The organism is Acinetobacter sp. YH01022 (assembly GCF_013420235.1).
Classification (GTDB): Bacteria; Pseudomonadota; Gammaproteobacteria; order Pseudomonadales; family Moraxellaceae; genus Acinetobacter.
The window spans coordinates 1-17,115 of the sequence record NZ_VOYP01000027.1 but is presented as its reverse complement, the minus strand read 5'-3'; the positions used below and the strand labels follow the sequence as shown (position 1 = coordinate 17,115).

The window sequence follows — 17,115 nt, the reverse complement described above, 5'->3', positions numbered from 1 at the left end:
ATAAAAAGATCAGAAATAACAATTAATTGAGTTTTTATTAAATATTTCTACAGAAATTACCCTTTATTAGACATAAATCTCCGTTTTTTATACTATCTTTAATCATTATATTCACATTTTTTAATCAGTAATTTTACATAATATTTACATATTCTTGGTAAAAAACTTAACTTAAAATAGGTTTAATTTATATTTTTATAATATTGTATTATTAATAATTCTCTAATTTTGTTAATTAACACCCTCTTGAAATGAAGTTATTCTTTTTAAGAAAAATATTCTTATTCATAAATTGAAATTAAAATAAAAAAATGAAATAAGTAATCTGAAAAATATAAAATTTATATTTTTTTGTTCTTAATATAGATTATGTCTAAAATAAAATTTACATCCTGTAATTTGATAAATATAGTTTTGCATCGGATATTAAAAACTTAAATTAGTTAAAATATAAAAATAAAGAATATTGTGTCTAAGAATAATTTTGAAATTTTTATTCATTATCTGGAATATATGAATTTATTATATGTTTTTCATAAATCTATTATAATTCCGTAATTTATATACAGATTATAAAATGATCAATTTTTCAAAAAAACAGGTTTTGATGTGGTAACAGACTTCAAAAATACAGGTTTTGATGTGGTAACAGACTTCAAAAATACAGGTTTTGATGTGGTAACAGAAATTAAAAAATACAGGTTTTGATGTGGTAACAGTAAAATTTTGATGTAGTAACATAATCCAAGTATATAAAATGATCAAAAGTACGGACAAGACCATAGAGGGGTATAGAGTGATCTTGTATACATGATAAATTAGGGGTGGTTTGATATTGTTATCTTATATTATTGTTTTTATAAAATGATAAAAATATATTAATTAGAAGTATAAAAATAAATAGATCATATATCCACTTGAGAAAACTAATATATTGTTATTTATTTATATAATATTAAAAAATATATATAATTAAATATATAAGTTATTATAGGGTTGAAATAGATTTTAATAAATTATAATTATTATATGGGGTAAACTTTTATTTAGATAGATAACGATGTAATAAGTATATACTTTTTTGTTTTAATAATTTAAATTTAAGTTAAATTGTTAGAAATAAAAAATTAAACCAAGATACAAGGTCTATTACAAATGTTTTGATAAGATAGTTACAAAAAAAAATTAAGTGGTTATAAGTGCTGTACAAAAAACAACCTTTTAAGTTAAGCATAATTTTTCTTACTCAATCAGAAATATGCTCAAGTCGCCAAAAATAGCAATAACAACATCAGAAAAGAAAGCCAAGTGCATGCGCAAATTGCCATGTCGATTTTGCAATATAACAACTGCCATTATCTGTCGGTCATTCAACGGGCTGAGGCAAATAACTGACCGCACCAAAGCGTTTTTCCATGCTCTGTACAAGTACATCACAGAGGTTTAGTCTTGAAATAGGTGAATACTTATTTCATCAGGCACTTTTTTATTTTCAAACAAGGTATGGTCGGTCTGTGCTGGTTAGTTATAAATCTCTGTGGATATATGAACCGTACCAATTTTATAGGTTGAACCGTACCGGGTTTGTCGGAGACTTTTTTATTTAAGTTAGGCCACCTGACCTAACGGGTTAATCTTATCATAGTACATTGCTTCAAAATCAAAAGGTGATACATAACCTAGTGCACTATGTACACGCTCTTTATTGAACCAATCTACCCAATTTAGTGTCGCAAGTTGTACATCCGCTAAACCTTGCCAATCTGCTTTTAGATATTCAATCACCTCTGTTTTGTATAAGCCATTCACCGTTTCAGCCAAAGCATTATCGTATGAATCACCAGTCGTACCGACTGATGCTCGTAAATTTGCTGCTTCTAAACGATTGGTATAGCGAATGGAAAGATATTGCACACCTCTGTCGGAATGATGAATCACATTCTTTGGCATACCTCGATCATGCAATGCTTGCTCCAATGCATCGAGCACCATATCTGTATTCATTCGTGTAGATACTTTCCAGCCAACAATTGCTCGCGAGAACACATCAATAATAAATGCGGTATAGACCCAGCCTGAATTTGTTTGAATATACGTAAAGTCACTCACCCACAGTTGGTCAGGATGATCAGCAGTAAAATTACGTTTCACTAAATCATCTGCTCGTTTTTGGTCATCTCGGCTACGGGTGGTTTGTTTGTTCTTACCCCGCCAAACACCTTGTATACCTAGCTTTTTCATTAATCGAGCAACAGTACAGCGTGCAATAATATAGCCTTCACGTTTCAACTTTTGCCAGACTTTACGTACACCATATCGACCTGAACTTTCCTTCCAAATTCGTTTGATTTGCTCAGCATGATGCACATCATGTAAATCTCGTTTCGCTCGATGTTCTGGATTGTCCGCGAGATCTAGAGTCCGGTAATAGGTTGAAGGTGCGATCGGTAAAATTCTACAAATCGCCTCGACTCCGTACAGCTCTTTATTATTATGGATAAAATCCACCATTATTTGTGTGGGCGGTCGAGCTCCGCCTGGGCGAAAAAAGCGGCTGCTTTACGTAGAATCTCATTGGCGCGTTGCAGTTCTTTATTTTCGCGTTCGAGTTGTTTGATACGTTCTTGGTCTGAAAGCTGCTGTACTTTAACTGGATTTTGTTTATCTAAATATTTTTGATACCAAACACGTAGTGTTTCAGGAGTACAACCTATCTTGGGAGCAATAGCGGTGATCGCAGCCCAATTCGATGGATAATCTTTTTCAGATTCAATCAATAATTGAACCGCTCTTTCTCTGATTTCAGGGGTATATTTTAATTTTGTCATCGGGATAGTCTCTCAGAATATTGACTCTCCGACAAACCCGGTACGGTTCATTGTTTGACATAAATTTAAACTCAAATAAATTTCTATATAATAGATTAAGGTTTTTTCAGTATTTGTAAATACCTAAAATTTAATGATTTTTTAACTTGAAAAAGAATTAATAGTCCATATAACAACTATTAACATAAATCATGAGAATAATTACTATGTATTACAAGTGGAATAAAACACGTGCAGAGGATCATATTGATAGCCTAAGTGCTGCTGTAGAAGAAGTTACAATTAAGGCTTATACCAAAGATAAGAGCTTATCGAAGATTAAGGTTAATGAAGCATATGAAATGAATGCTGTGCATTTGTATGTGGATATCCTTAACTTAAAAGGTATATTGACGACTGAAAATGGCACTGAATCACCTACAACTCACAAGCGCGCGTTACGTTTTTTTGATTCACATGTTCGAGCTATCAAATTTATATTAGATCGTACAGATAGTTTATTTGTAGATTTTCATAATCAACGATTACATGCAGTTATTGTTAAACCTTATGGAGATGATTCTGAGAAGGCTCGTATTGATAAAGCGATAGCAATATCTGACTTAATTATTGAATCAGTTAATCAAAAACGAGAAATTGATGGTGACGAAGCAATTGAGCCAGCAGAAATTCGTATTGGTATAGATTCTGGATTAGCTTTAGCTGTTAATAATGGTCGTAAAAGTAATAAAGAACCTTTGTTTCTCGGCGACCCTGCAAATCATGCAGCAAAACATGCTTGTGGTGAAAAAACGGGGATTTATCTTACCAATGATGCAAGAGAGGTCATCGGTCTGTCTAAGGCAACTGATTCTAAAAAAGTTAAATTGAAATCTGATGAGATTCAAGCATCTAAGGATGCCACAGATTTGGAATTAACTTGTGATGATGTCATGAATGAACTTAAAAATAACGACAAGAAATTAAGTGATTTTAGTTTTAGTAGAACCACACCACCTCTTAAGGATCTAGAATTTGACGATTTGTATTATAAATCAGCAAAACATCAGAAAATCGTTTCTATTTATGCGGATATAGATGGATTTACAAAATTTGTAAGTACCAATATGGAATCCGATGAAGGTAAAGAAAATATTGTAAGAGCATTGCATGTTTTAAGATCAGAAATGGATGCCTCACTAAGCAATGATTATAAAGGTCGTCGTGTACGTTTTATTGGAGATTGTCTACATGGTCTAATTTGTGAAGGTTCACATGTTGCTACAGATTTAAATAAATCAGTAGATGTTGCTACTGAGGCTGTCGCTGGTATAAGAAGTAGTTTTAATATGTGTTTAGATAAATTAGAAGAATCATTCGATATTAATGGTCTTGATAATTTGGGATTAGCAATTGGATATGAGATAGGTGATGTATCTTTAACAAGAATTGGTAAACGTGATAATACTTCACGCTATGCAATTGGTATATCTACTATTGAATCTGAAGAAGCTCAAAAATTTTGTCTGGGTAATGCCACAAAAATTGGGGATGAAGCTTCGAAACTTCTAAGTGAGAAATACAATGTACTATTTTCAAATCAAGTTGCAAAGGATTTAACTTTTGCCTCTATTAAGAAAGTTGAACAAGATTCGGAAGATAAAGAGAAAGTTCAGAAACACAGCCTTTATGAGACTACTCCTCATGTTAAGACTGAATTAAAAGCTCATGCCAAAAATTGATGACCTGATTGCTTATCTTCATAAAAAGGGAACTTTTGTTGAGCAGATTGATAAAAACATCATCTGCTTTGAACAGAAATTTTATTTAGATAATGGTAGTTCTCAGAATGTAAAGTTAGAGGTGCATTCGATAGAAGATAAGCTGCTTGTAAAAGCTGCTAATAATAGATTTCCAAATTTCTGTCCAAATAGACACATAAATTATGGTGGTTTCTTTTGTCTTGGATTGGATTCTGATATTGAAAAATTATCAATAAAGCAGTGGATAGTTATAGTTCAAGAGTTTTTAGTAGCTCAACATGACTGTGAAATCAGTAAAAAATGGCCTACTAAACAATGGGCTCACGGTGATGGAGCAATTTTTCAAAGTAAAGTCGAAGAACACTATTTAGCATTTGAGAAGAATCTGTTAGGCATAACACTTGATGATTTGAAAGTTAATGAGATTGATATTAAAGGAAAAACTCTATATCACATTCACTTTAATGGAAATTTGATTCTAGTTGGTAATAAAGAAAGGGTTTTGAATAAGAGATATTCTTGTATTTGTGATACTTACGGATTAAAAAAACACCGCAGTATAGGACAGTGCTCTTCGAAGTGTGCTCAAATAATTTATATAGTAGCTATAAATGATTTTTTGAGAGCTAAGGCAGAGCAAGCGTTTTGGGACAGTTTTATTTCATCAGAAACGGTGGAGTGCTGTAAGACTATGAAAGATTGTGAACTATGTAAAATTTAGGACTACAAATGACTTTAAAAGATAGATTTAAGGATAAAGATACTTTGATTCAGGCTCTTATGAATCAAAAGTTAGTGCAAAATAATAAGGATATTGCTGAAGAAATAGCAAATAATGGAGAGTTGATCGAATTCAAGCCAGATGAATCTATAGTTATCCAAGATGATTTTGATCAAGATGTTTATTTTATTATTGCTGGTGAAACAGAGCTAATAATTAATGGTAGTAAATTACCATATACTAGACCAGCAGGAATTAGTATTGGTGAAATGTCTGCTATAGACCCCACTCAAACTAGATCTGCAACTGTAGTATCCATCAATAGTACAGTCGCTGTTAAATTGAAACCTCAAGCATTTAAAGCAATTGTTGATAAGTATCCTAAAATTACTAAATTAATAGCAATTGATTTAGCACAAAGATTAGTACAGAGAAATGTCCTAATTGAAAAGTGTAATCAAACACCTAAATTATTTATCATAAGTACAGTTGAGTCATTGCATATTGCCAGAGAAATTAAAGCTGGATTTAACCATGATGATATTGAGGTAATAATTTGGAGTGACACTGGTGTTTTTAAAGGGGGGGACTATACACTTGAAGCACTTGAAAGAGCAGTTCAAGATTCAGACTTTGGTTTAGCAATATTACAAGATGACGATGTAACTATATCCAGAGAAACAGAATTGAGATCCCCACGCGATAATGTCATTTTTGAATTAGGTCTGTTCATGGGATTATTGTCAAGAAAGCGTACATTTTTAGCATTGCCACGGGGCGTGGAACAAAAAATTGCTACGGATTTAAGGGGACTTACTGCTTTAGACTATAAAGTAATTAGTAAAACACAATGTGATATTAGTTACTTGGTACATGAATTAAGAAAAATTATAGCTTCTCTGGGGATTAGAGAAAAAATTGACAGAAAATAATGTTACTAATAGATTGATTTTTGTATCATTTTTTAATTATCTTTATTTAATTTATTAAAAATATAATATTTATTATTATGTTAGGTAGTGCTTATACCTACCAAGATTCCAAACGTTATATTATAAAGTTGTTAAGCGAAAAAGCTTAAAACCCTTTTTTTATTGCCTATAGGTTTTAATTAAAAATGTAGAATACTAGATTGAATCATAATGGATCTTCATTATTGAATTTTAGCGTAAGCATCCCGTGAAACCGCTTTTTCTAGCTGTTCAATACCCCAATAGTGTCCATTATTAAACTGAATCCGTACGCCTATTTAAGTAATTTGCTGAAAAGCCTGCCAACCCAGATAATGAACCAGATTGACATCTATATTCTCACCAATAAAAATGTCTAGTTTATGATGGTTTTTATCACCATGGACTGGATATAAATATAGATGCTGATCACTATGTCTGGCAAATAAATACAACGCCTAAAGATCATCGTATTATCCAAGTCCGTGCTGCTGAAATCTTGAATCTTTCAACCAGTCATGATGATTTGGTAAAAACCAAATGTCTTTCCATTATTTTTGAACATTTGTTGGGATTTGGACCCACTTTAGCTCATGAAAAGATCACCACTGTGCATGGATTCGATCTTTCAGTAGAAACCCTACGTTCCATGATTGCGGCTGACTTGCAGATTTTACGATCCAAACGCCTGAAACGCCCATATCAGCCACGCTATAACAGTGAGTGCTTTGTTGAGCTGATTCGTATCATGACTGGTTTGAAGGTCAAACCGCCAAATCCTGCTGCTAAATTTCTAAGATAGTGGGAACCCCACCCTGACCATTGTCATATTGATCTTAAGAAGAGACAGGGTGACACAGTTTTGATATAAAACTTTAGTTTTGCAACGACAAGATGAATTTTTCAATCATCTGTCTTTCTGATTCAGGTAATGCTTGAATAGATTTTGTAATTGGATCGCTCCCTGAATGAGTATGTTGATCTATACATCCTAATAAATAATCAGCAGATATATTCAGCACAACAACTAACTTATAAAAATTTTCTAACGACGGTTTACGAGAACCTGCCTCAAAATGTGCAATTGATGTAGATGGCATGCCTGATTTTTCCGCCAATTCTTGCTGTGTCATTTTTCTCATTTTTCTGATTTCTTTTAGTCTTAGACAAAACAAATCAGCATCCATTTCAAGCATCATAATAAAACACCATAAACCGACAATAATAACTTGACTAAATAGGCAAGTTTGCATATAAATATTGATAGTATTTTATTGTCTATTTCGACAAAAAACATCTTTTAAAAATTAAGGAGGGAAATTAGATGATCAATATTGTATGTGCATGAGTGACCTATCTAGACAATAGGACACTCATGCTTTTCATTCCAAACCCAGGAAATGAAAGATTGTAAAATTTCGACGTTTTACCTTTGCATTCTTTCATAACAAATAATTTAAGTAAATTTTTCTTTTAAGAAAAATCTATTCACTTAAAGGCTCGATTATGAATAATTCCTCTCATGTAGTTCTTAAATCAATTAGATCTGAAATCCGAAATCTTAATGTACGGATCATTTCAAAAATAGTAGCTTCTAAAATTATCGAAACTACGGCCCTACAATTACTATTTGAACCAGGCTTTTGCAAACAGCTTAACGTTGCACGCCATCTCACGACATATGAAGCTGTTGCATATTTTGTTGATAATCAATTTTTTGAAGAATATGGATTTCAGCAAGTATCTTTAATTAGTTTACAGAATATATATGATCAACTTTTAACTAATTTCTATGAGCATTTGACGAACACGCCTTATTATCCTATGTGATAGATGGCTCTTAACCTTAATTAAGTCCTCACATAAAAATGAGTGCGGACTTAATTCATGGCTATAAATTGCATTTTTTAGCAACTCAAGTTGCTAAAAAATGCAAAACTTAGCAAAACTCAAACTCAGTATTGTGAATATCTGCAAAAAAACCATCACTTTAATTATTTCTATTGCTTTTATTTCAAGGTAATTACCAGGAGAGCAACCATTGCATTTTTTGTGGTGTTTTTTCTGATCAAGTTCCTATTTAGCCATATTGTTTAAAAGAAAAATAAAAAACTCTGATTACTGAACAACCCATATTTGGGAGAGTTTTCTATTCAGAAAATTTTTCAATTTACTCAAAGAAGGTCATAAAAACGTGGAGACTAGATTCGCGCTTTTTATGGGGCTAATATAACAAATTTTAGATACTTTTTATTTTTCCAGATAATTTAAGAAAAAGCACTATTTTTTATATTAAGGGCATACTTATGAGTCCACTTTCACAACCTATAAATAAATCTAAACTTTTGGCTCAGGCTTCATGGAAAGCGGCTCAGCAGCTTGGGTTAAAACCTGAGCAATTTGTAAGAATTCTGCATCTTGAATGCGTTGATATGGATTTATCTGATGCAAGCCTAATGCTAGATCCAAATTCTCAATCAGGGGAAATAGCAATAATCGTAATTCGGATTTACAGAGCTGTTTATAGCCTGAATGGTGGTGATATTAAATGGATGCACCGTTTTCTCAATTCACCTAATTTATTAACTGGAGGAGTTCCTATAGAACAGATGGAAACTATGCATGGACTACTTTCTGTACTTAAGGCCGTAGAAGCTTTTCCATGTTAAAGTACTGACTTTTAAAGAATACCAATAGTTACTTGGGAACAGAAAGCAGTATAGCTATCAGATAATATGGTCGGAAAAATCCCTAAAGTATGTAGCTTATTGCCTTGAGCATCTCTTCCTTTCAGATCTGGATTTAGATCCAGTAGAAGCATTAAAAGGGATTATGATAGTTATAAATACATATCATTTAAAAATTTCTAAGTTTCTATCAGGAGCTGTTTTATTACAGGATCTAGATTCATCGAATGTTCATTAAAAACTACTTTGTATGCAATTCACTGATAAAGAATTAGGATCTATAGAATTAGAAGTCTCCCTAAATTTATACTTTTATATTAACCGCTTATCTAGATTGTATTGTCTTTAGAATAAGGTAAAGTTTATTATTTGATTTTGTCACAAAATCAAATAATGGATAAGTCATGAGCAATAATCGTGGGGGAAGCCGAGAGGGTTCCGGTAGAAAGCTAAAATATAACGAGCCTACAAAAACTGTAAGAGTACCTGTATCCAAGATCATAGAAATCAAGAATTATCTCAACGAAGCAGAGAAACAATGCTTTAATGATGTTGCTTCAATCTCTCCTGTAGAGCCGTTCACTCACATGCAAATTCCTCTGGCTTCCGAGAAAGTTGCTGCTGGTTTTCCTTCCCCTGCTCAAGACTATGTAGATAAAACTCTAGACATGAATGAACACCTCATCAGCAATGAGGCAACAACATTCATTGTCAAAGTAGCCTCTCTTTCAATGAGAGATGCTGGCATCGACATTAATGATGAACTTGTCGTTGATCGTAGTCTTGAAGCCAAACATGCAGACATCGTTATTGCCCTAATCGACAATGACTTCACTGTTAAACGTCTGATGATCGAAGGTGATCATCGTTGGCTTAAAGCTGAGAATCCGGATTGTTCTGACATTCATCTTAATGATGGGCAAGAGATGGTGATTTGGGGTGTAGTGACATTTGTCATCAAACCGTTCCGGAAACGCAAGTAACTCTACTTTATTGGTTTCATCACATGGAATGTACAAACAAGGTGTTTGCTCTAGTGGACATCAACAACTGTTATGTCAGTTGTGAGCGTATCTTCAATCCAAGTCTGAATAACAAGCCTGTCATTGTTCTCTCCAACAATGATGGTTGTGCTGTTGCACGCTCTCAGGAAGCCAAGGACTTAGGTATCAAGATGGGAGTTCCCTTCTTTCAGATTAAAGACATCGTAGAGCAGCATAAAGTCCAAGTGCTCTCAAGTAACTATGCTTTATATGCAGAGATGTCTCGCAGATTCATGAAAGTCCTTTCAGACTTTGTCGCTCCTGACGAGCAAGAAGTCTATTCGATTGATGAATGCTTCCTTGATCTGACCGCTCCTTCAGAGAAGGATGATCTAACCGATTATGCTCAACAGATTCGTCAGCGTATCTTCACCTGGCTTGGTTTGCCTGTGTGTATTGGCTTAGGTCGAACGAAAACTGAAGCAAAGATAGCCAATCACATTGCCAAGAAGAATGCTTACTTGAATGGTGTATGCAACTTGGTTGCAATGGATTACTGCTCTACCGAGACTCTGTACCAATCCATCGAGGTAAGTGAGATTTGGGGTGTAGGACGTAAACATACGTACAAGCTCAACAGTATGGGCATCCATTCTGTAATGAATTTTGTCATGGCTTCCCCACTGATGATCCGAGAGCAATTCTCTATCGTCATGCATCGAACTTTATTAGAGCTGCATGGAGTTGCTTGTATTGAGTTAGAGCATACTCAAGCCCCTAGAAAACAAATTGTTGCGAGTCGTTCGTTTGGTCAAAGGATTTACCATATTGACGATCTGAAAGAGGCCATGAGCCTGTATGTACAAGATGCGGTAGCTCGCTTAAGAGGTGAGAATATGTTGTGTGGTTACATGATGGCTTTTGTACAATCGAATCCATTTGATACGCATAAACCGTATTACAGCAAGTCTGCAGCAATCACTTTACCTGAACCCTCTGACAATGTATTAACGCTGTGTAAAGTTGCCATCAAAATGATAGATGATTTATATCAGAAGGATGTAGGCTTCAAGAAGTGTGGCGTGATACTGACTTGTCTGGAGCCAAAAGCCAGGCATACTTATGACCTTTTCACAGACATGAAGCAAGTTGGCTTAGACAATATCTTGATGGATTCACTTGAGGAAATCCATCATAAGTTTGGTAAAACCAAACTCGCTCTTGGTGCAAGTATGTTACCGAACAGAACCTGGAATATGTCACGTAACCAACTCACTCAAAATTACTTCAAGTGGGATCAATTGCTTTGTGTGAAGTAATTTTTATTGATTACTTCACAACATAATTTATTTTTTCTTCTTTAAAAACTCTTTTAAAGTTTCCTCAGTAATACCCACAAAATTGTTTCTTTTTAGAAAGTCTAGTACTTCTCCGGTTGTTGCACCAAGACCAAAGAGTTGAAGTAAAGTTTTCTTATGCTGAGTAAGCAATTGATTCCGTGTAATGGTCTTTTCATTCAATTCTTTTATATAACAAAGAAGAATATTTTCAAAGTTTTTAGAATCATTTTTGCTATATATTTTTTGATTCTTCTCAACAAGTTTTGAAGGCTTAGAATTACTTTCTTGAGGAGCTTCAAAAGAATTATCTGTTGAGAATTCAGAATTTATATTATCCGAATTTTCACTATCGAATTTTAAAATATTCTGATCTTGCATCATATTTCTTCCTTAAGAATAAATTTATAAGCTCATTATTCGAAATATTTACTCTCATAAAAATGGCAAAATATGACCCTTTTTTGATTTTTAAATTACTGAAAAATGTAACTTTTTGCGCTAAGAAAAAAAAGGGAAAACAAGCATGATTTTCATCATCTTCAGTTCATTCACTGACCGCTAAAAATATACAGGATGGGACGAGTAATATACATCGTCCAAAATCACAAATCTCGAGCTCGCTCCGCTCGGTCTCAATTTGCATATAGTAGAAAAAAATGAAAGACAAAACATTGAGAAACAAAAAAATCATTATTCGCTTTACAGCAGATGAACATCAACAAATTAGTGCTGCCTGTGCGGCATTACATATGGCTCAATCTAACTATCTACGTTTGAAGATTTTCTCGGATACCCAGTTCAGTATTTCAGATCAACAGGACATTCATACTGTGAGAATCATGGGAATTTTACTGACAAAAATTTTGGAAAAACTCAAAGATACAGGACTCATTCTTCATGAATTGGATGAAATAGAACAGCTCATCCCGGAGATCAAAATGACTGTGCGTAGACTCAATGATAGATTGGATAAAGTATGATTATTAAAGTCATTGCGAATACGATCGGGTCTTCAGTAGAAGAACGTGTGACTGGATTATCGGATTATATTCATCATCCGAAGCAGACACGTGCTCACCATTTGTCTGAATATATTCATCAGCTTCATCCTGGTTTTGATGAAGACTTACTCTCTGAAAAATGTGTCTATTCAAACTCGAGAAACTTTTTAGATGATGATCCTTATTATCAAAAAATAGAAATGTCACAAACTGCCAGTTTGAACTCTCGTGTGATTGACCCGATCGTACACATGGTCGGAAGTTTTAAAAAATTTGAGGTTCCAACCACTGAGCAATTAGAACAACAAATTGATATTTTAGCGAAACATCTCGGTGCAGAAGAACTGCAAATGCAATATGCAATGCACATGGATACAGACAATGTGCACTTTCATTTAATCGTCAATAAAGTTCATCCATTCAAAAAAAATAAACACAATGAAAATAAAGTGATCGATCTTGGAGATGGCTGGATTTATAACGCTGTACATCGGGCTGCAGCTGAAATTGAAGCTGTACAAGGTTGGGAACCAGAGCCTAATCCAATGTTTATCTATAACCATGGCACTGGACAGTGTGAAAAAAATCCAGATTACATACCTCAGCCTGATGCTGAAAAAATTTATTCAAAAATTCGCGATCAAGAACATCGACATCAACAAAAAAGTCGAATGAGCAGTGAAATTGAATCAGGCAAAGACTCGCAATGCTATATTGGACATTGCATTAATCAAGTACTGAAAAACGCTCAGAATTGGCAAGACTGGCATAAAGAATTAGCTCAACATGGCATTCTTTATGAGAAAAAGCGAAACGGTAGTACTTTTAAAATTAAGACAAGCGAAGAGCAAGAACTCACGTTTAAAGCCTCTTTATTTTGTAATAAACAAGCGACTCTCAAAAACTTAGAAAAAAAATGGGGAGATTTTACGGCTAAAGATAGTGATATTAAAACTATCCCTCTTATAAAACTAAATGAAACATCTCGGCACTCTCAATCAGCAGAAACAACTGTACATTCTTACCATTTATTTAAAAATGAAGATTTTTTAGTTAAAGATTTTCATGATGTTTATCTAAAAATAAAGGCAGAAAAGGATTCAATCAGTAAAAATCGTAAAAATGAATACCAAGAAATTTATTTTGAAAATGAAATTTATAAGCACAATAAAAATCATTTTTTAAAAAATTTAAAACAACAATTTCCAGAGCAATCATCTGATGCCATTTTTACATTGCTGCATTACCAGCACTATGCTGATCAAATTAATTCAAGAGCATTGCAAAGAGAAAGATATAAAGCTCAACATGAAAGCTTAAGTCTAAAGACAGCTCAAACATTGCAAGAAAGCATTCTATTTTCTTCAAACTTTGATTCATCGAAAACCACCTCTTATGCAGATTTTTTAAAGTTCTTTCCACCATCGCATCACTTGCTTATGCAACAACAATTTTTATTTGATCAGCGTCAATCTAAAAATTTTATTTGCCAAGACAACACTAAGATTGAAAATGCAAAAATCCTCTTTGATCAGAATGAACCGATAGCCATTCAAAATCGATATGGGATCCTGGTGTTTAGCAATTATTCTATTACCCGACTGCAACAATGTATAAAAGCACTGGATTCTGATCAGAAAGGAACTGTCAGGGGATCGTCAGAATTTAAAGAATTGTTCTATATAGCCTTTCAACATAGAGCCCAAAATATTGAGGATATAAATAAAGAAAGGGCTTTACCAAGTTTCGAACGTTTGTCTCAAAGTAATATTGAATCGTGTTTTACTGAACTATCTAAAAGATTTAGATCCACACACGCCCCTCAAAGTACAGCCATTATTAAAACGTGTTTGCTCTTAAATTGTTGCGGTATAGAAATGAAGTCATTGCAATCAACATTAAAAAATTGTGTTGATCAAAAGAAATTGCCTGATCTTAATGGGCAAGATCAGGATATCCTCATGCTTAGGATTCAGAATCTGATTTATACTCAGCCCAAAGAACTAAATAAGCAATATTTCAATTCATCTGAGATTGAACATTGTTGGCAACTATATTTCAGTCTACAAATTTCTCCACTCAAGCAGCCAAAAGAACACAAGCACAACTCACAGCCTATATCTTCATCTTCAACGCTAGAATCAGAGCTCGTGCCTAATGTTGAAAAGAAAAGAACGATCAGACTTCCTGAAAATTTAGCTGAATCTGAGTTTGAGCAAATGCTGCAATACTTTGAATACAGTCGAAGACTCAAGCTTCAGAAAAAACAAGAAGTAGAACGCTTGAATATATTAGAACCTTCAAAGAAAATATCTATACCTCCTCAGCAGTCCCAAATGACGTCTCTTCTTAGAAAAGAATATGTTATCGAATATAAATTTGGCCAAAAATTTTATCTGGACCAGAAAAAAGTTGCATTTTTTGAAACGAAAAATACATCAGAAATTACAGTTGTTAGTCATCAACATGAGCATGTCCGTGATGCTTTATTCCTTGCGAGAGCCAAATTTGGTGTTGTTTTAGTTTCTGGAACAGACGAGTTTAAAAAACAAGTACAGCAAATTGCTGATTCAGAAGATATCAAAATTGAATTTGAAACGCCCCCTCAGCAAAAAGTGAATGCTTCAATTGAGAATAGTCCAGTTGGTGATTCGGCTGCTAAAAATGACAGGGCTGAACCAAAACCTCCAATGAAAGAATTAAGTTTGGAACCTAAAGATCCTAGTATATTAAATAAGGAAGATAAAGCTGATAATTTCTATAAAAATCAATCTGTGACATCAAGTCGCAGTCGTAAAGAGTCGACGCCAGAAAATAGTTACGATTCCGGACCTAGTTTTTAAGAAAATTGCCTAATCGAATTTTTATGCAATTTGAATTATGATTTATAAAAATAGCCTAAGAATTATACTTAGGCTATCTCATAAGAAAATTCAGGAAAATGTTTAAGAAATTCGATATTAAATAGATCAACATTTTGGATTTCTGGACAGTCTTCTAAAAAGTAATTTAACCATACCAATACTGCTTGATGAGTATCATAACAATGGTATCTTTAGATGAGTTACGAGCTCGAGTTCAAAGAAAAAACTCTGAAGAATTTTGATAAATTTAATTGTAAAAACAGTGGTTGTAAATAAATAATCTATTGTGTTTGAGCTAATTGCTTTTCTACATTTACAACTTTAAGTTAGCGAAGATCTGTTGAGCAGAGTCCTGAAAATGTGAATAGGCTTGCTGCCATGATATCTGTTTGTCCCCGAACACCATAGGAACAACAAAATTATTAAACCTGGCTTTATATAGTGGATTACGACTTAATTCATTTAAACCAAATAACAATTCAGCAATCGGGTCTTCAACCATAAGAGTATGCTGACGACCGTAACGCTCAATATCAGTTTTTATAACTTTAGTAGCTAAGTGCCCTAAATAAACAAAATCTTGTGGTTTACCATAGGTAATTTTAAAGTAGTCATACACATGTCGAACTAATGATTCATCATCAGCTCTTTCAGCATTTCTAGCAAAGGCCGCTGTACGCCTTAAAATTGCTATCAGCTTCTCGATACTGGTACTGACAATTGTGACGGAGGGAAAAGCATCGACAGGCTTCCCTTCCTTAGCCAAGTCATACACAAACGAGGTGATACTTCTAGATTCAAAAGGCTCAAGTAAGTCTGTTTCAACTAATTCCAATTTAATGAATGGTCGTAAACAGGGAGCTTGGTTGAAATGCTGAGGATATCGAATTAATAATTCCATATAACGATATTCATCCCAGACAACTGGTTCCTCTTCAATTTTAAAGAAATCAGATTGAGAGATTTTGTCTTGTACTTGATGAAGCAATTGTTTACGTACAACTTTAGCTTTAGAGCGACTTAATGCAATATCCGGTTTTGGAACTATTTTAATGTCCACATCTTCAGACATCCTATTTAACTGAATATTTGCTTTAGCTAAAGAAGTTCCACCAGCAAAAACCAAGTCATGCGTTTCAAATTCTAGAGACTGTAATAGTCTCAATAACTCGACAACATAGTAATCTTTTTCAACAATAGAAGTTGCACCAATACCAAGCGCATCAGCGACATCTGCAAACAGATTTTTTATATCAGGCATTAATTTGGCTACGACCTACAGACAATTGGCGTGTAAAACGACGCGGGGTTTTAATTTGAGTAAAGGCTGGGATCTGGGTGGATTGACCAGATAAATATTTTTCAGTAGCCTCACCCAACGTAACCTGCACATCCAATCTTTTTAATGCCTCTAAGATCACTGCATCCGCGCCTTCTGGACAGGCTGGCATTACTTTTCCGGTAATTTGGTTTTTTCTTGCTTTGGTATAAATACCATAACCAACTTTGATTAGCTCACCTTCTTGAACTAAGTTTCGCAGAACTCTTCCAATTTGGTCATAATTCGCAATGTCATTAAAATCATCTCGCATAAAAACATAACGTTTTGAGCGTTTGATGCGCATTTGCATTTTCGCTTTAATTGTCATCGCATCTCCCTTATACATTAGTTTTCACATACCTTTAAACTAGCAAAAATACGACATTTTGTCGAGCAAAAATACGACATTATAATAGCTGATAATATGGATAAATCAGGCAGTAAGACAACTTTGTCTGATCTGACAGTTCTTGGTTGAGTTTCAGAATTCTATGAGATTAAACAGCTGTATTTAGCTGCTTATGATCCAGAATTGGTTACCCAGCACCCGGATTACATAAGCATCATAAGTTATGTAACTTGCGTAATCTATGTGTCAGGAATCTGTCCACTTATGTCTCTCTAAACACGTACGCGTTTTTGTCACATTTGACCTATTGCAGAATTCGATCTCTTTAA

At 33.8% G+C, this 17,115-nt stretch carries 14 protein-coding genes, 1 pseudogene and 1 other annotated feature; of the genes and pseudogenes, 10 read left to right on the top strand and 5 right to left on the bottom strand.

What is annotated here, in order from left to right; all coding sequences use genetic code 11:
- Window positions 1–1,608 precede the first annotated feature (1,608 nt).
- Window positions 1,609–2,828, bottom strand: a protein-coding gene (locus FTT87_RS10725) for an IS3 family transposase (protein WP_180174843.1) whose coding sequence is annotated in 2 segments (ribosomal slippage) — window positions 1,609–2,552 and window positions 2,552–2,828 — 1,221 coding nt in all. Because the reading frame shifts where the segments join, the coding sequence is not laid out codon by codon here.
- Window positions 2,437–2,553: a sequence feature (AL1L pseudoknot), on the bottom strand. It overlaps the preceding gene by 117 nt.
- A 191-nt stretch (window positions 2,829–3,019) precedes the next feature.
- Here FTT87_RS10725 and FTT87_RS10720 point away from each other — a divergent pair.
- The 4 genes and pseudogenes from FTT87_RS10720 to FTT87_RS10705 all read left to right on the top strand — a co-directional run.
- The gene (locus tag FTT87_RS10720) at window positions 3,020–4,549 is read left to right on the top strand and encodes an adenylate/guanylate cyclase domain-containing protein (RefSeq protein WP_180174842.1); all 1,530 of its coding nucleotides are present in this window, start codon (window positions 3,020–3,022) and stop codon (window positions 4,547–4,549) included.
- Window positions 4,536–5,291 carry an E2 domain-associated cysteine-rich protein gene (locus FTT87_RS10715; protein ID WP_180174841.1) on the top strand — a complete coding sequence of 252 codons (756 nt, stop codon included), beginning with the start codon at window positions 4,536–4,538 and terminating at the stop codon, window positions 5,289–5,291. Before FTT87_RS10720 ends, FTT87_RS10715 begins: the two co-directional genes overlap by 14 nt.
- Before the next feature lie 8 nt (window positions 5,292–5,299).
- Entirely contained in the window at window positions 5,300–6,223 is a 924-nt protein-coding gene (locus tag FTT87_RS10710; RefSeq protein WP_180174840.1) for a TIR domain-containing protein, read from the top strand.
- Between the two features lie 490 nt (window positions 6,224–6,713).
- A pseudogene (locus tag FTT87_RS10705) lies at window positions 6,714–7,024 on the top strand (ISNCY family transposase); the annotation flags it as partial.
- 92 nt (window positions 7,025–7,116) lie between these two features.
- Here the strand turns inward: FTT87_RS10705 and FTT87_RS10700 are convergent.
- Window positions 7,117–7,440: a helix-turn-helix domain-containing protein gene (locus FTT87_RS10700; RefSeq protein WP_120376129.1), complete on the bottom strand. Its 324-nt coding sequence runs from the start codon at window positions 7,438–7,440 to the stop codon at window positions 7,117–7,119.
- A gap of 307 nt (window positions 7,441–7,747) precedes the next feature.
- On the opposite strand from FTT87_RS10700, the gene FTT87_RS10695 reads away from it, so the two are divergent.
- The 4 genes from FTT87_RS10695 (at window position 7,748) to FTT87_RS10680 (ending at window position 11,230) form a co-directional block, all read left to right on the top strand.
- Window positions 7,748–8,071, top strand: a complete 324-nt coding sequence (locus tag FTT87_RS10695) for a hypothetical protein (RefSeq protein WP_180174839.1) — start codon at window positions 7,748–7,750, stop codon at window positions 8,069–8,071.
- A gap of 476 nt (window positions 8,072–8,547) precedes the next feature.
- On the top strand, window positions 8,548–8,910 hold the full coding sequence (locus tag FTT87_RS10690; RefSeq protein ID WP_120376127.1) for an antitoxin Xre/MbcA/ParS toxin-binding domain-containing protein: 363 nt from the start codon (window positions 8,548–8,550) through the stop codon (window positions 8,908–8,910).
- Window positions 8,911–9,332: 422 nt separating this feature from the next.
- On the top strand, window positions 9,333–9,911 hold the full coding sequence (locus FTT87_RS10685) for a LexA family transcriptional regulator (protein WP_120376126.1): 579 nt from the start codon (window positions 9,333–9,335) through the stop codon (window positions 9,909–9,911).
- 23 nt (window positions 9,912–9,934) lie between these two features.
- The gene (locus FTT87_RS10680; protein WP_120376125.1) at window positions 9,935–11,230 is read left to right on the top strand and encodes a Y-family DNA polymerase; all 1,296 of its coding nucleotides are present in this window, start codon (window positions 9,935–9,937) and stop codon (window positions 11,228–11,230) included.
- A gap of 27 nt (window positions 11,231–11,257) precedes the next feature.
- On the opposite strand, the gene FTT87_RS10675 is transcribed toward FTT87_RS10680, so the two are convergent.
- Complete coding sequence (locus tag FTT87_RS10675; protein WP_120376124.1) at window positions 11,258–11,632, bottom strand: hypothetical protein; 375 nt, start codon at window positions 11,630–11,632, stop codon at window positions 11,258–11,260.
- Between the two features lie 275 nt (window positions 11,633–11,907).
- On the opposite strand from FTT87_RS10675, the gene FTT87_RS10670 reads away from it, so the two are divergent.
- Both FTT87_RS10670 and FTT87_RS10665 read left to right on the top strand, forming a co-directional pair.
- Window positions 11,908–12,231 (top strand): hypothetical protein, encoded by a 324-nt coding sequence (locus FTT87_RS10670; RefSeq protein ID WP_120376123.1) that lies wholly within the window; start codon window positions 11,908–11,910, stop codon window positions 12,229–12,231.
- Window positions 12,228–15,095: a relaxase/mobilization nuclease domain-containing protein gene (locus FTT87_RS10665; RefSeq protein WP_180174838.1), complete on the top strand. Its 2,868-nt coding sequence runs from the start codon at window positions 12,228–12,230 to the stop codon at window positions 15,093–15,095. The genes FTT87_RS10670 and FTT87_RS10665 overlap by 4 nt, the downstream gene beginning before the upstream one ends.
- Before the next feature lie 334 nt (window positions 15,096–15,429).
- Here the strand turns inward: FTT87_RS10665 and FTT87_RS10660 are convergent, their stop codons facing one another.
- Both FTT87_RS10660 and FTT87_RS10655 read right to left on the bottom strand, forming a co-directional pair.
- Window positions 15,430–16,377, bottom strand: coding sequence for a nucleotidyl transferase AbiEii/AbiGii toxin family protein (locus tag FTT87_RS10660; protein WP_180174837.1), 948 nt, complete (start codon window positions 16,375–16,377; stop codon window positions 15,430–15,432).
- A complete protein-coding gene (locus tag FTT87_RS10655; RefSeq protein WP_180174836.1) occupies window positions 16,370–16,765 on the bottom strand; it encodes a DUF6088 family protein in 396 nt (131 codons plus the stop codon). Before FTT87_RS10655 ends, FTT87_RS10660 begins: the two co-directional genes overlap by 8 nt.
- Between the last annotated feature and the right edge of the window lie 350 nt (window positions 16,766–17,115).

Excerpts from the sequence above, each read along its gene's own strand:
- FTT87_RS10720 (WP_180174842.1), top strand. The coding sequence starts at position 3,020 with ATGAGAATAATTACTATGTATTACAAGTGGAATAAAACACGTGCAGAG.
- FTT87_RS10715 (WP_180174841.1), top strand. The coding sequence starts at position 4,536 with ATGCCAAAAATTGATGACCTGATTGCTTATCTTCATAAAAAGGGAACT.
- FTT87_RS10710 (WP_180174840.1), top strand. The coding sequence starts at position 5,300 with ATGACTTTAAAAGATAGATTTAAGGATAAAGATACTTTGATTCAGGCT.
- FTT87_RS10700 (WP_120376129.1), bottom strand. The coding sequence starts at position 7,440 with ATGATGCTTGAAATGGATGCTGATTTGTTTTGTCTAAGACTAAAAGAA.
- FTT87_RS10695 (WP_180174839.1), top strand. The coding sequence starts at position 7,748 with ATGAATAATTCCTCTCATGTAGTTCTTAAATCAATTAGATCTGAAATC.
- FTT87_RS10690 (WP_120376127.1), top strand. The coding sequence starts at position 8,548 with ATGAGTCCACTTTCACAACCTATAAATAAATCTAAACTTTTGGCTCAG.
- FTT87_RS10685 (WP_120376126.1), top strand. The coding sequence starts at position 9,333 with ATGAGCAATAATCGTGGGGGAAGCCGAGAGGGTTCCGGTAGAAAGCTA.
- FTT87_RS10680 (WP_120376125.1), top strand. The coding sequence starts at position 9,935 with ATGGAATGTACAAACAAGGTGTTTGCTCTAGTGGACATCAACAACTGT.
- FTT87_RS10675 (WP_120376124.1), bottom strand. The coding sequence starts at position 11,632 with ATGATGCAAGATCAGAATATTTTAAAATTCGATAGTGAAAATTCGGAT.
- FTT87_RS10670 (WP_120376123.1), top strand. The coding sequence starts at position 11,908 with ATGAAAGACAAAACATTGAGAAACAAAAAAATCATTATTCGCTTTACA.
- FTT87_RS10665 (WP_180174838.1), top strand. The coding sequence starts at position 12,228 with ATGATTATTAAAGTCATTGCGAATACGATCGGGTCTTCAGTAGAAGAA.
- FTT87_RS10660 (WP_180174837.1), bottom strand. The coding sequence starts at position 16,377 with ATGCCTGATATAAAAAATCTGTTTGCAGATGTCGCTGATGCGCTTGGT.
- FTT87_RS10655 (WP_180174836.1), bottom strand. The coding sequence starts at position 16,765 with ATGACAATTAAAGCGAAAATGCAAATGCGCATCAAACGCTCAAAACGT.